Source organism: Pacificispira sp., from assembly GCF_965228185.1.
Taxonomy (GTDB): Bacteria; Pseudomonadota; Alphaproteobacteria; order UBA8366; family Aestuariispiraceae; genus Pacificispira.
The window spans coordinates 280,019-292,500 of record NZ_CBDDHE010000006.1 but is presented as its reverse complement, the minus strand read 5'-3'; the positions used below and the strand labels follow the sequence as shown (position 1 = coordinate 292,500).

General features: G+C 63.3%; 15 protein-coding genes. 7 read left to right on the top strand and 8 right to left on the bottom strand.

The window, feature by feature from the left end; translation table 11 throughout:
- Window positions 1-11: 11 nt before the first annotated feature.
- Genes ACO06O_RS12095 through ACO06O_RS12080 form a run of 4 tightly spaced genes read right to left on the bottom strand, consistent with a single transcriptional unit; the run spans window position 12 to window position 2,261 of the window.
- Window positions 12-269 (bottom strand): hypothetical protein, encoded by a 258-nt coding sequence (locus tag ACO06O_RS12095; protein WP_421880066.1) that lies wholly within the window; start codon window positions 267-269, stop codon window positions 12-14.
- 8 nt (window positions 270-277) lie between these two features.
- Entirely contained in the window at window positions 278-475 is a 198-nt protein-coding gene (locus tag ACO06O_RS12090) for a DUF6494 family protein (RefSeq protein ID WP_420420004.1), read from the bottom strand.
- A gap of 17 nt (window positions 476-492) precedes the next feature.
- Window positions 493-1,515, bottom strand: a complete 1,023-nt coding sequence (locus ACO06O_RS12085) for a DUF6352 family protein (protein WP_421880064.1) — start codon at window positions 1,513-1,515, stop codon at window positions 493-495.
- A 2-nt stretch (window positions 1,516-1,517) separates the two neighbouring features.
- On the bottom strand, window positions 1,518-2,261 hold the full coding sequence (locus ACO06O_RS12080) for a biotin/lipoate--protein ligase family protein (RefSeq protein WP_421880062.1): 744 nt from the start codon (window positions 2,259-2,261) through the stop codon (window positions 1,518-1,520).
- Between the two features lie 94 nt (window positions 2,262-2,355).
- Here ACO06O_RS12080 and ACO06O_RS12075 point away from each other — a divergent pair, with 94 nt between their 5' ends.
- Window positions 2,356-3,273 carry a substrate-binding domain-containing protein gene (locus ACO06O_RS12075; protein WP_421880060.1) on the top strand — a complete coding sequence of 306 codons (918 nt, stop codon included), beginning with the start codon at window positions 2,356-2,358 and terminating at the stop codon, window positions 3,271-3,273.
- Window positions 3,274-3,276: 3 nt separating this feature from the next.
- Here ACO06O_RS12075 and ACO06O_RS12070 read toward each other — a convergent pair whose 3' ends face one another.
- From ACO06O_RS12070 to ACO06O_RS12055, 4 genes are all read right to left on the bottom strand, one after another.
- Entirely contained in the window at window positions 3,277-3,630 is a 354-nt protein-coding gene (locus ACO06O_RS12070; protein WP_421880058.1) for a hypothetical protein, read from the bottom strand.
- Window positions 3,631-3,904: 274 nt separating this feature from the next.
- Window positions 3,905-4,735 carry a substrate-binding domain-containing protein gene (locus ACO06O_RS12065; protein WP_421880056.1) on the bottom strand — a complete coding sequence of 277 codons (831 nt, stop codon included), beginning with the start codon at window positions 4,733-4,735 and terminating at the stop codon, window positions 3,905-3,907.
- Entirely contained in the window at window positions 4,729-5,463 is a 735-nt protein-coding gene (locus tag ACO06O_RS12060; protein ID WP_421880054.1) for an ATP-binding cassette domain-containing protein, read from the bottom strand. Before ACO06O_RS12060 ends, ACO06O_RS12065 begins: the two co-directional genes overlap by 7 nt.
- Complete coding sequence (locus ACO06O_RS12055) at window positions 5,460-6,188, bottom strand: ABC transporter permease (RefSeq protein ID WP_421880052.1); 729 nt, start codon at window positions 6,186-6,188, stop codon at window positions 5,460-5,462. The genes ACO06O_RS12060 and ACO06O_RS12055 overlap by 4 nt, the downstream gene beginning before the upstream one ends.
- Window positions 6,189-6,383: 195 nt before the next feature.
- On the opposite strand from ACO06O_RS12055, the gene ACO06O_RS12050 reads away from it, so the two are divergent.
- The 6 genes from ACO06O_RS12050 to fdh3B all read left to right on the top strand — a co-directional run bounded on the left by ACO06O_RS12050 (window position 6,384) and on the right by fdh3B (window position 12,370).
- Window positions 6,384-6,962 (top strand): DUF3305 domain-containing protein, encoded by a 579-nt coding sequence (locus tag ACO06O_RS12050; protein ID WP_421880050.1) that lies wholly within the window; start codon window positions 6,384-6,386, stop codon window positions 6,960-6,962.
- Window positions 6,963-6,965: 3 nt separating this feature from the next.
- Complete coding sequence (locus ACO06O_RS12045; RefSeq protein WP_421880048.1) at window positions 6,966-7,649, top strand: DUF3306 domain-containing protein; 684 nt, start codon at window positions 6,966-6,968, stop codon at window positions 7,647-7,649.
- 180 nt (window positions 7,650-7,829) lie between these two features.
- Entirely contained in the window at window positions 7,830-8,465 is a 636-nt protein-coding gene (locus ACO06O_RS12040; RefSeq protein ID WP_421880046.1) for a TorD/DmsD family molecular chaperone, read from the top strand.
- Window positions 8,466-8,521: 56 nt separating this feature from the next.
- Window positions 8,522-8,716, top strand: a complete 195-nt coding sequence (locus tag ACO06O_RS12035) for a hypothetical protein (RefSeq protein WP_420420015.1) — start codon at window positions 8,522-8,524, stop codon at window positions 8,714-8,716.
- A 161-nt stretch (window positions 8,717-8,877) separates the two neighbouring features.
- Window positions 8,878-11,760 carry a formate dehydrogenase subunit alpha gene (locus tag ACO06O_RS12030; protein ID WP_421880044.1) on the top strand — a complete coding sequence of 961 codons (2,883 nt, stop codon included), beginning with the start codon at window positions 8,878-8,880 and terminating at the stop codon, window positions 11,758-11,760.
- A gap of 16 nt (window positions 11,761-11,776) precedes the next feature.
- On the top strand, window positions 11,777-12,370 hold the full coding sequence (gene fdh3B / locus ACO06O_RS12025) for a formate dehydrogenase FDH3 subunit beta (protein WP_420420017.1): 594 nt from the start codon (window positions 11,777-11,779) through the stop codon (window positions 12,368-12,370).
- Window positions 12,371-12,482: the final 112 nt, after the last annotated feature.

The window sequence follows — 12,482 nt, the reverse complement described above, 5'->3', positions numbered from 1 at the left end:
CCCGATCTCCGTCAGGGACGCGGTGCCGCCATGGACCGGCACAGCGCCTCGGCGCGGGACAGGAACAATTCCGCCTGCTGATCGTTGATCGTGCCGTCTCCGCGCATCTTGTCGATACCCTCGGCGCGTTCTTCCAGGCAGGCCTTGAACGCGGCCTCGGCCGGATTCGTCGGCGCCTCGGGTTGGGGGATCAGATCGGCGCGGTGGTAATAGGCCAGGATTCCGGCGCAGCCGATCATCACCAGCAGGGCGATCACGCGACTGACCATCGCCGGGCCTATTTCAGATCGATCGTGCCGTCGATCGCGACTTCCAGATCGACCCCGTCGACCGTCAGCACGACCTTGGCGTTCAGCGAGGCGGGCAAGGAGCCGGTATCGGCGTCACGGATCGCGGTTTCGATCTCGCGCTGAGAGGTGACGCCGACCTTCTTCAGAAACTTGCGGATCGACATGTTCATCGCATCTTCGTTCATTTCACGTCTCCTCGCCTTCAGGCGGCTTCGTTCAAGGGGAGATTGACCAAAAGGTTCTGCGGTTTCATGCGCAGCGTTCCGGCAGTATCCATGGCCAGACCCAGATAGATCGGCCGGCCGCGGACGCGTTCGATGACGGTATCCGCGTCCTTGATCTCCATCCGGAACAGCGACAGCAGCCGTGACAGCCGTGCCTCATCGGGTTCCTGTCCGCGATAGAGATCGTTCAGCAGCGCAGAGGAATCCGCATCCAAGCCGGTATGCCAAACCCATTTCTCGTCCCGGATCGATTGAACCGGGTGGATGCGGGTCTCCAGTTGCAGGAAATAGGCGACCCATTTCTCCAACACCCGGCAAAAGGCATCCAGTCCCGGCCGGGGGAAAGTCAGATCGAGAACCGTATCGAACCGGTCGGAGCGTGACCAATACATCTGCGCGTTCGCCTCGGTCAGAACGTCGAGATCGACCTCGCGCATCGCGGTGTTGCTTTCCTTGAGCAGTCGGCCCAGATCGCCGAAGCCGCCGGTCGTGGCGAACCGGTCCACGGTCTCTTCGTCGGCCAGCATGATCTGGCCGTCCTGGACCGTCACGCGCTGGCTGCGGAACAGCAGCTCCGCCGCTCGGGCCTGAAGCGGATTGTCCGTGTCGTTCAGGATATGCCGGGTCAGGGCATGGACCAGTTGATCCATGAACAGGCCGGGTACCGGGAAATCGACGCCGCGCGCCAATTTGGCATAAGCGGCTTCAAGGCTTCCCGCCGCTATCAGCATATCCCGGAAGCGCAGGAAGATGCGGTAATTGTCGGCTGTGTCGGAATCTTCGAATGCGCCCAATTGGGCATCGTCGATCGCTTGACGCGGAGCATCAATCAACGCGCCGTGGAGCGCGCGTTCGGCCGCGCAGGACTCGGCCACCGGGGCCAGTTCCGGCCGCGCCAGATAGGCTCGCAGCAGATCGTCGGTGACCGGCAGGCGGCCCGCATCGTCCGGCGGTGTCAGGGTGTAACCCGATGAAATCCAGAAATCCGGCCGCGCCGCCATGGTCAAAGCTCCCAACTCGGTCCTTCGAGGACCCCGGACAATGGCAGGATTCGCGTCGCGTCCCCTATGGTCAACTTCAGGTCACCGGTCGGCGACAGGCCGGCAACCCGGCCGGTGATCAGGCCCTGTTCTGCCGGAAATGCCAGATCTTCCTCGCGGCCGCCGGCCCGTTCCATCCAGGCGGGCGCAACCGCGTCCAGTCCGCCGCGCTGCCAGCGGTCCAGCCAGTTCATGAAATGCCGGCAATAAGCCTGCAACAGTGCCGGTGCCGAGGCGTCGCCCGCCCCTTCCTCATAAAGCGAGGTGCGGTCGACGCGGCGGCCCGGATCGGGATTGTGCGGAGCGCCCATGATGTCGATGCGGATGCGCGCCAGCATCCAGTCCGGTTCGGCCGCCAGGTCGTCCTGTTCGCAATAAAGGGCGATCCCGCCCGCCAGGGCGCCGTTGACCAGGAACCGGTCCGGCCAGGCCATATGCACCGCGACGCCGGGCGGCATGATCGCGCCCAGCGCGTCATTCCCTGCAAGGTTCATGGGATAGAGCACCTGAATGGCATGGCCCAGAGGCGTGTCGGGCGCCAGCATCAGGATCGCGTCCAACTGATCGGGCCGCTCCGAATAGCACACCGTGCCAGGATCGATACGGCCGCGGCGGGCCCGGTACAGCGCCTCGTTCGGAAGGTCCGCGTCGGGGGCAAACCCCATCGGGGTCAGCAGCGGGGGAAGGGTCAGGTCAGCCTGGGTCAAGGAATACCGCTTTCACACTGGGGCGCGCGCTGTAGGATGGCGCGGAAGAAACTTGGTTCCAATAGGTTTAGGGTATCCGTCCGGACCTTTCCAGATGTCGCGACAGCATCTTATGACAACGGCGGAAGTCGCCGATTATCTTCGGATCAAGGAACGCAAGGTCTATGACCTGGTCGCGTCGGACCGAATTCCCTGCACACGGGTGACAGGCAAGCTCCTGTTTCCGAAACCCCTGGTCGATCTGTGGATCGCGTCCGGCACGTCGGGGATCGACGACGGGCGCCGCGCCGTTCGGCCGATGATCGCGGCGGGAAGCCACGATCCGCTGCTGGATTGGGCCCTGCGGCGGGCCGATGCGGGCATCGCGATGCTGTTCGACGGATCTTTGAACGGTCTGCGCCGGTTCCTGGACGGCGACGCCCTGTTTTGCGGCCTGCATGTGCCACGGTTCGGCGGCGGCGACGTGGAGGGACCGCAGGAATCGAACACCCATCTCTTCTCCGTCGGCGGCCAGGGCGGCGCGGCGGCGTCTCAAATCGTGCTGATCGAATGGGCACGCCGTCAGCAGGGGCTGATCCTGCCGGCTGGAAACCCTATGCAGATCGGATCGCTTCAGGACTTGGCACGCAAGGGTGCGGTCCTGCGCGCCCGGCAGCCGGAGGCGGGCAGCCGCGTTTTGCTGGAAGGGTTGCTGGCGCAGGCCGAGGTATCGGCGGGCAGTCTGAAACTGGACGATATGGTTGCCCAAAGTGAAACAGAGGCGGCGACCGCCGTTGCGGATGGCGAGGCGGACGCGGCCTTCGGGATCGCCGCGGCGGCCAAACGCTTCAACCTCGCCTTCGTGCCTTTGGCGGCCGAGCGCTATGATCTGGCCGTCGACCGCCGCGACTATTTCGAACCACCGTTTCAGGCGTTGCTGGCGGTCGCGCGGGGAGAGGCGTTCCGGGCGCAGGCCGAGAAACTGGGGGGATACGATGTCTCGTCCTGCGGCCGGGTCGTCCTGAACGGCTGAGGCTTATTCCTCGACCGCCTTTTCCAGCCGGTCCACGGCGTTGTCGAAGGTCTGCTTGGCGTCGTCCCAGGTTTCCTCGGACGCGTTCTGAACTTCGCCCCAGGCGCTCTTCACATTGGCCCAGGCTTTCGACGCGGCGTCACCGGCATCGTTGCCGGCCTTCTCGGCAGTGTCTCCGACCTTCTCGGACCATTCCTCGAAGGTCTCCTTCACGGCCGCCTTTTCGTCGGCCAGGCTGCCATTCTTCTTCACCTCGGCGACTTGGATCGCGCCGCCGTGGTTTTGACCGGATGCAGCGAGGGCGCCCGTGGCAGGAATCAGAGCAATCGCGGCAGCGGCAAGAAACAGGCGTTTCATGTGTCATCTCCATCGTATTGGACAGGACGGACCGGACAAAGGTCTGGTCGAATGGTCGCCGGCCCGAAAGGCATCCCGGTCGGGATCAACAGGCGGGGTCCGATCCGCTAGGGCATTGAACTCGGGTAAAGAGATGGGGCGGGCCGCGCCGATTTCATGTGAAATTTTCTAATGAGCCCCGCGCTATCGGGACCCCCTCAAAAGCCGCACCCCGCCTGGACTTTCGTCCGGCGGGGCGCCAACATTCAATCGTGTTTCGGATTAGCGAGGCGGATCAGCTTCCCTGCATCGGGGCGTTCGGGAAGAACAATTGCGTGCCGCCCACCGTGTAATCCGCGATGGCCGCCTGACCATCTTTCGACACCACCCAATTCACGAAGGCGGTGGCGTCGTCGATCTTCACATGCGGGAATTTGTCCGGGCTGACCGCGATGATGCCGTACTGATTGAACATCCGCTTGTCGCCTTCGAAGACGATTTCGAACCCGTCCTTGTTTTTGAAGGACAGCCAGGTCGCCCGATCGGTCAGGGCATAGGCGCCCATGCCATGGGCGGTGTTCAGAGTCGCGCCCATACCGGACCCGGTTTCGCGGTACCAATCGCCGGACGGGCTGTCGATTCCGGCTTCCTTCCACAGGGAGCGTTCGCGCTTATGGGTGCCGCTGTCGTCGCCGCGCGAGGCGAAAGGGGCACCGCTCTGGGCGATGGTGTTCAGCGCCTGCAGGACGTCGCTGGACGCCTTGATCCCTGCGGGATCGTCGCTGGGGCCGACAATGACGAAGTCGTTATACATGACGTCGACCCGCTCGACGCCGAAGCCGTCGGCGACGAAGGCCTCTTCTGAGGGCTTGTGATGGACGAACAGAACGTCTGCGTCACCATTGCGCGCCAGTTTGATCGCCTGTCCCGTGCCGACGGCGACGACCCGCACTTCGATGCCGGTCTTGTCGGTGAAGAGGGGCAGGATGTGATCGAACAGGCCCGAATTTGCGGTCGATGTGGTCGATGCGACGGTGATGAACCTTTCCGCCGCCTGGGCATTCTGCAGGCCGCCGGCAACCAGCAGCGCCGCAAGCGCGAGCCGCGTTAGAATAGGTTTCAGCATATCAAATCTCCTTTCAGGAAGGCATTCAGTTCAGGGCTTCTCGGGGCGTCGAAGAGGGCGGGAAGCCGGCCCGTCTCAAACGGCCGGCCGTGGTTCAGGAACAACACCCGGTCGGCGAGCCGCCGGACCTGACCCATCTCATGGGAAGACAGGACGACGGTGATCCCGGCAGCGGCGGCTTCCGCGACCATGGTTTCCAACGCACCTGCGGCGGCGGGATCCAGCCCGGCTGTCGGCTCGTCCAGCAGCAGCATGCGCGGTGCCTGGGCCAAGGCCTGCGCCAGGGCAAGGCGGCGCTGTTGTCCGCCGGACAGATGGCGGGCGGCGGCATCGTGGCGGTCCGACAGGCGGGCACGCTCCAGCAACAGGGTGGTCTGGCGCTGTCGTTCCGGTTTATCCAAGCCGCGCCGCTTCAATACGAAATCCAAATTTGCTGCGACGGTGCGGCGCAGAAGGACGGGAGACTGCAGCAGGATGGCGCGGCGCGGCGGAGCATCGCTCGGCCAATCGACGGATCCGGCATCCGGGACCAGCAGATCGTGAAGCAACCGCAGAAGCGTCGTCTTGCCCGCCCCATTCGGGCCGATCAGGGCGGTTACGCCCCCGGAAAGCGGCAAAGACCAGGTCGGAATATCCAGGACCGTACGCCCGGCGCGCTGGACGCGAATGCCGCGCAAAGTCACCTTCTCGGACCCAACCGGGATTCCGGTTCCATCGCGCGGCATCATGCCTCTCCCCGGATGGTGACCTCGCCCGCAGAGCGGCGGCCGATTTCGCGGACCAGGGAAGCGGCCGCGTTCACGGACAGCGCGATGGCGATCAGCACCAGGCCCAGGGCCAGTGCCAGGGCCAGATCGCCCTTGCTGGTTTCCAGGGCGATGGCCGTGGTCATGACACGGGTGACGCCGGCAATGTTGCCGCCGACGATCATCACCGCACCCACTTCCGCCACGGCGCGGCCGAACCCGGCCAGGACAGCGGTCGCCAGGCTGAACCGTGCTTCCGCCAGCAAGGTCCAGGCCCGCTCCCGCCGGGACAGGCCCAGCGCGCGAAGCTGCTCGGCATATTCGGTGTTGAAGTCCTCCAGACTGCGCAGACCGATCGCGGCGACGATCGGCGTGATCAGAATCGTCTGTGCGATCACCATCGCGGCCGGTGTGAACAGCAGTCCCAGTTCGCCCAGCGGCCCGGCCCGGGATAGCGAAAGATAGACAAACAGACCGACGACGACGGGCGGCAGGCCCAGCATGGCGTTCAGGATGGTGACGGCCGCGCCGCGGCCCGGGAATCGGGCAATGGCAAGCCAGGCAGCGAGGGGAAGGCCGATTCCCGTCGCGATCAGCGTCGCCAGAAGGCTGACTTGCAGCGACAGGCCGATGATACCGTAGAGCTGATAATCGCCCTCCAGCACCAAATTCACGGCCAATGCCATTGCCGACGGATCGTTTTCCATTCCCTGATTCTGCAATTTGTTGCTTCAGCATGTTCTAATTCCGAAAAGCACCGGAATCAAGAATACATACAGTATTGTCTCTTAACCCTCCCGTGGCAAGATTGGTCAGACCAATTCTAAACTTCGCCGCAAGGGTCCGATTTTTGGGTTTAAATCGGTTGCCGGCGAAAACCGGGGAAGGACGCGCGCCGCACGATGTCCAACGAGAATCCGGATGCCTTCGATGCCCGCGAAATCCGCATGTCGTTGGGGATTGTTGTTGAAAAGCGCCCGGCCGCCAGCCGCTGGATCAGCCATACTTGGCGTCCGGTCGCGGTTCTGCCCGGCGCGGCCGCGCTGAGCGAATGGAAGCTTCTGGACCGCGAAGGCGATGTCGAACGCATCCAGATCGCGACACTGGAATTGGAACTGCACCGCAAGGAAACCGAGGCCTATCTGGTCAATCTGGCGAATGAAACGCCGTCGGTCTATGTCGTGCTGCGCGCGCCGGACCTGGAAGACGACGACGCGGATGCCCCGGAAATCTGCGCCGTGCGTGCCACCGCGTCACCCTTCGAGGCACAGGATTTCCTGGACAGCGGCGAGGACATCGTCGAACCGGTCCCGATGACCGAAGGATTGATCGCCTGGGTTCAGGCCTTCATCGACCGGCATCACGAAGAAACCCAATTCAAGAAGCGCAAGCGCAAGGATTTCCGGCACGAAGAACCGGCCTTTGGTAAGGCGCTGCATCCGATCGAACAGCGCTTCTATGATAAGCGCAAACTGAACTGACAGATGACGCAGGATCGATTCCTCAGCCGCTGGTCGCGCCGCAAAGCGCAGAATCGCCGCCCGACACTTGCGGCGGCTCCGGCTGTGTCGGAACTGGAGCCGACCCCCGCCTTGGCGGTGGAGGAGGACATCCCGGGAAAGGCCGCGGTCGTCGCGCCCGATTTCGAGGTTCCAGAAGCCGCCGATGGCGCGTCCGAGGACGAATCGGAGCTGACCGAAGAGGCGCTGCGCCGGCAGGCGGAGGAATTGGGGCTGCCCGACCCGGAAACCCTGGGGGCGGGATCGGATTTCAAACAGTTCATGGCGCCGGATGTTCCCAAACAGCTGCGCAGCTTGGCCTTGCGCCGGCTTTGGCGCAGCAATCCGGTCCTGGCCAATGTCGACGGGCTTGTCGATTACGGCGAAGATTTCACAGATGCCGCCCGGGTCGTCGCCAACATGCAGACCGCCTATCAGGTCGGCCGGGGCTATCGCCGGGACGAACCCGAGGAAATGCCTGAAGAGGAAGAAGAGTCGGTCCTGGCCGAGGGTGAGGCATCGGACGAGGATCCCGCCGATGTTCAAACGCAAGCCGACCAAGAGCCCGGTCCGGATGAAGCCGCCGAAGTAGGTGGCGAAGAAATCGCGGAAATTGAAAATCCGGTCGATGATACCGACCGTAGACAGGACGACACCATTGGGACATAATGAAATTGGTAATGCCAATTTCTCGCAACGAAATTGCGGATTTAGCCCAATATTGGGAATGTTGAGAATAATAATCAATAACAAGTTTCCGGGTCGATCTGAAAGCGCACGGACGTTGTACTGATCGCATCCGCGCCGGGACGAGGCTCAAGCCGGTCCCGGGGAAGAGGAGGGGACGAAGTGACAGGCACGCGAGACAATCTCGCCATGGATAAGTCACATGAGGCCGAGCGCTCGCCGGAAGAGCTGGCGCGCCAGGCTTTTTACGCGTTTTTGACCCGCGTTTTGGCACGGCCCATGGATCCGTCCGAAGCGGCCTCGATTGCGCCCTTTGCGGATGTGGGATCGGATCTGGGACGGGCGGCCCAAGGGCTTGCCAGCGACCTCGAGAATGCGGATTCAGCGCGCCTTGGGCGCGAGTTCCACGATCTGTTCATCGGGGTCGGGCGCGGGGAACTGCTGCCCTTCGCATCCTATTACTTGACCGGTTTCCTGAATGAAAAGCCGCTGGCAGTCCTGCGCGGCGACATGCGTCGGCTGGGTTTCGCCCGGCCCGATTCCGTGAAGGAGCCGGAGGATCACATGGGGTCCCTGTGCGATATCATGTGCCATCTGATCGAAGGAACCGCCATGGGCGAGTTCGACATCTACGATCAGGACCAGTTTTTTTCGGCCCACCTGAAACCCTGGGCCGGGAAGTTCTTCGCCGATCTGGAAAAGGCGAAGACTGCCGATGCGTACCGCAATGTCGGTCGGATCGGACGGATCTTCATGACGATAGAGGAGCAGAGCTTCGGGATGATTGCCCGGGCCTGATCCCCGATTGGAATGGGGTTCTATTCAGCAACCCTTGTTGAAGGGAGGAAGTAGGCATGAGCGATAAGGACGATAGCGTCAGCCGTCGCCAGTTCTTCGGGGCCGCCGGTAAAGGCGTCGCCGTGGGAGCCGGTGCCGTGGCCGCGGCCGTCGGCGTCGCCCCCGCGCAAGCGGAGGTGTTGACCGAGTCCGCAGGCGACTATCGGGAAACCGCGCATGTGAAGACCTATTACGATCTCGCCCGGTTCTGATGCGAACCGCGCGGGCCCGTTTGCTTTGGGTCGGATGCGCAGCGTCCCGAGGACGCCGAGAGAGACGAGCGTAGCGTAAAGATGTCGATAAGGAGGGGCCGAACGGGCGGCGCGACAGGCGCCTGAACCGGGATCGGCCAGAACAAAGGAAAGGGAGAGACATGCTCCGGAAAAAGACCAGCGGGGTTGCAAATGGCCCCCGTTCGGCAGCGGCCTTCGCGGCCGTGTCCGGTGATGCGGTGGATCGTCGTACCTTCCTGAAGCGCTCGGGCCTGACGGCCGGCGGAATCGCGGTGGCTGCCGCGGCTCCGGCGGGGTTGATGACCCGGCGTGCGGAAGCGGCGAACGCGCCCGGTACCGGCGGCAATGTGCAGACCGTGAAGTCGGTTTGTACGCATTGTTCCGTCGGCTGCACCGTAATGGCCGAGGTGGAAAACGGCGTCTGGACCGGGCAGGAGCCCGGCTTCGACAGCCCGTTCAACCTGGGCGCCCATTGTGCGAAAGGGGCTTCGGTCCGCGAGCACGCCCACGGCGAACGTCGGCTGAAATATCCGACCAAGCTGGTGGACGGCAAATGGACGCAGATTTCCTGGGATCAGGCGATCGAAGAAATCGGCGACAAGATGCTCGAAATTCGCGAACAGTCGGGACCGGATTCGGTCTACTGGCTGGGCTCCGCGAAGCACAATAACGAGCAGTCCTACCTGTTCCGCAAGTTCTACGCCTTCTGGGGGACCAATAACGGGGACCACCAGGCGCGTATCTGTCACTCCACCACGGTCGCAGGTGTTGCCAACACCTGGGGTTATGGCGCGATGACGAACTCCTACAACGATATCCACAATTCGCGCGCCATCTTCCTGATCGGGGGCAACCCGGCGGAAGCGCATCCGGTCTCGCTGCTGCACCTGCTGCGGGCCAAGGAGATGAACAACGCGCCGATGATCGTGTGCGACCCGCGCTTCACGCGCACGGCCGCGCATGCCGACGAATATGTCCGGTTCCGTCCGGGCACCGATGTCGGCCTGATCTGGGGTATCCTGTGGCACATCTTCGAGAACGGCTGGGAAGACAAGGAATTCATCCGTCAGCGCGTCTGGGGGATGGATCAGATCCGAACCGAAGTGGCCCGCTGGACTCCCGAAGAGACCGAGCGTGTTACCGGCGTGCCGGGGTCGCAGCTGAAGCGCGTCGCGCGGACGCTGGCCAACAACCGTCCGGGCACCGTGATCTGGTGCATGGGCGGGACCCAGCACACGAACGGCAACAACAACACCCGGGCCTACTGCATCCTGCAGCTGGCGCTGGGCAATATGGGCAAGGCCGGCGGCGGAACGAACATCTTCCGAGGCCACGACAACGTGCAGGGGGCGACCGATCTGGGCGTGCTCTGTCACACCCTGCCCGGCTACTACGGTCTCGCGACGGGCGCCTGGAAGCATTGGTCCCGCGTCTGGAACGTCGATTACGACTACCTGCTGGGCCGATTTGCCTCCAAGGACCTGATGGAGGCCTCGGGCTTCCCGGTGTCGCGCTGGATCGACGGCGTTCTCGAAGCCAAGGAGAATGTCGATCAGCCGGACGGCCTGCGGGCGATGGTGTTCTGGGGCCACGCCCCGAACTCGCAGACCCGTCTGCCGGAAATGAAGACGGCAATGGAGAAGCTGGACCTGCTGGTCGTGGTCGATCCGTATCCGACCGTATCGGCTGTGCTGCATGACCGGAAGGACGGGGTCTACCTGCTTCCGGCGGCGACGCAGTTCGAAACTTACGGCTCGGTCACGGCGTCGAACCGGTCGCTTCAGTGGCGTGACAAGGTCGTCGAGCCGCTGTTCGAATCGCTGCCCGACCACACCATTATGTACAAGTTCGCGAAGAAGTTCGGCATGGCGGATGAGATGTTCAAGAACATCAAAATCCAGGACAATGACGAGCCGCTGATCGAAGACATTACGCGGGAGTTCAACCGCGGCATGTGGACGATCGGATATACCGGCCAGTCGCCCGAACGTATGCGGCTGCACATGGAAAATCAGCACACCTTCGACCGGACGACGCTGCAGGCGATCGGCGGTCCTTGCGACGGCGACTATTACGGTATGCCGTGGCCGTGCTGGGGCACGCCCGAAATGGGCCATCCGGGGACGCCGATCCTGTACGATCCGTCGAAGCCGGTGGCCGAAGGCGGTCTGACCTTCCGCGCCCGTTTCGGCGTGGAACGGGACGGCGACAACCTGCTGGCCGAAGGGTCCTATTCCGTGGGGTCCGAACTCACGGACGGGTATCCGGAATTCACCATGCAGATGCTGATGGATCTGGGTTGGGATGCGGATTTGACGGCGGAAGAGAAAGCCGCCATCGATGCCGTGGCCGGACCGAAGACCAACTGGAAGGTCGACCTGTCGGGCGGCATCCAGCGGGTTGCCATCGAGCATGGCTGCGCGCCCTTCGGGAACGCGAAAGCCCGCTGCGTGGTCTGGAACTTCCCGGACCCGGTGCCGACCCACCGCGAGCCCCTGTATACGCCGCGGCGCGATCTGGTGGCGGACTATCCGACCTACGAGGATCGGAAAATGTACCGTCTGCCGACCCGTTTCGCGTCAATCCAGGCTCAGGACTTCTCGAAAGACTTCCCGACCATCCTCACGTCCGGCCGTCTGGTCGAATACGAGGGCGGCGGGGACGAGACCCGGTCCAACCCCTGGCTGGCGGAACTGCAGCAGGACATGTTCGTCGAAATCAATCCGCGCGATGCCAACAATCTGGGCATCAAGGACGGCGACCGTGTCTGGGTACACAGCCCGGAAGGCTCGAAGGTCAATGTCATGGCGATGGTGACGGAGCGTGTCGGCTCCGGCGTTGTCTTCATGCCGTTCCACTTCGGCGGCTGGTACCAGGGTCAGGACCTCCGCGACAAATATCCCACAGGGGCGGACCCCTATGTGTTGGGTGAATCGTCGAACACGGCCCAGACCTATGGGTACGATTCGGTGACCAACATGCAGGAGACCAAGTGTACCCTGTGCCGGATCGAACGCGCTTAAGAGGGAGGACTGAATTATGGCACGTATGAAATTCCTCTGCGACGCGGAACGCTGCATCGAATGCAACGCCTGCGTCACGGCGTGTAAGAACGAGCACGAAATTCCGTGGGGAATCAACCGCCGGCGGGTCGTCACCATCAATGACGGCAAGCCGGGTGAACGGTCGATCTCGGTAGCCTGCATGCACTGCTCCGACGCGCCGTGCATGGCGGTCTGCCCGGTGGATTGCTTCTACCAGACGGACGAGGGCGTGGTTCTGCACTCCAAGGATCTGTGCATCGGTTGCGGGTATTGCTTCTATGCCTGCCCGTTCGGTGCGCCGCAGTATCCTCAGGCGGGCAATTTCGGCAGCCGTGGCAAGATGGACAAATGTACCTTCTGCGCCGGCGGCCCCGAAGAAAACCTGTCTCAGGCGGAGTACCAGAAGTACGGTCGCAACCGTCTGGCGGAAGGCAAACTGCCGCTCTGCGCGGAAATGTGCTCGACGAAAGCCCTGCTTGCGGGCGACGGGGATGTCATCTCGGACATCTACCGCGAACGCGTGGTGTCGCGGGGCTTCGGCTCCGGCGCCTGGGGCTGGGGCACGGCCTACGAGCAGAAGGGTACCTGACCGCGTCATCCGCGTGCCGCCCCGGAAAATCGGGGCGGCACAAGGATGGCGGGTCGATGCCGCATCTGGGGGCGTCGGGAGCCGGTTCGGTTCCGGCGCCTCATTTTCCGGG

Coding starts and splice junctions, on each gene's coding strand:
- ACO06O_RS12075 (WP_421880060.1), top strand. CDS start 2,356: ATGTCGCGACAGCATCTTATGACAACGGCGGAAGTCGCCGATTATCTT.
- ACO06O_RS12085 (WP_421880064.1), bottom strand. CDS start 1,515: ATGGCGGCGCGGCCGGATTTCTGGATTTCATCGGGTTACACCCTGACA.
- ACO06O_RS12030 (WP_421880044.1), top strand. CDS start 8,878: ATGCTCCGGAAAAAGACCAGCGGGGTTGCAAATGGCCCCCGTTCGGCA.
- fdh3B (WP_420420017.1), top strand. CDS start 11,777: ATGGCACGTATGAAATTCCTCTGCGACGCGGAACGCTGCATCGAATGC.
- ACO06O_RS12090 (WP_420420004.1), bottom strand. CDS start 475: ATGAACGAAGATGCGATGAACATGTCGATCCGCAAGTTTCTGAAGAAG.
- ACO06O_RS12045 (WP_421880048.1), top strand. CDS start 6,966: ATGACGCAGGATCGATTCCTCAGCCGCTGGTCGCGCCGCAAAGCGCAG.
- ACO06O_RS12070 (WP_421880058.1), bottom strand. CDS start 3,630: ATGAAACGCCTGTTTCTTGCCGCTGCCGCGATTGCTCTGATTCCTGCC.
- ACO06O_RS12065 (WP_421880056.1), bottom strand. CDS start 4,735: ATGCTGAAACCTATTCTAACGCGGCTCGCGCTTGCGGCGCTGCTGGTT.
- ACO06O_RS12055 (WP_421880052.1), bottom strand. CDS start 6,188: ATGGAAAACGATCCGTCGGCAATGGCATTGGCCGTGAATTTGGTGCTG.
- ACO06O_RS12035 (WP_420420015.1), top strand. CDS start 8,522: ATGAGCGATAAGGACGATAGCGTCAGCCGTCGCCAGTTCTTCGGGGCC.
- ACO06O_RS12060 (WP_421880054.1), bottom strand. CDS start 5,463: ATGATGCCGCGCGATGGAACCGGAATCCCGGTTGGGTCCGAGAAGGTG.
- ACO06O_RS12095 (WP_421880066.1), bottom strand. CDS start 269: ATGGTCAGTCGCGTGATCGCCCTGCTGGTGATGATCGGCTGCGCCGGA.
- ACO06O_RS12050 (WP_421880050.1), top strand. CDS start 6,384: ATGTCCAACGAGAATCCGGATGCCTTCGATGCCCGCGAAATCCGCATG.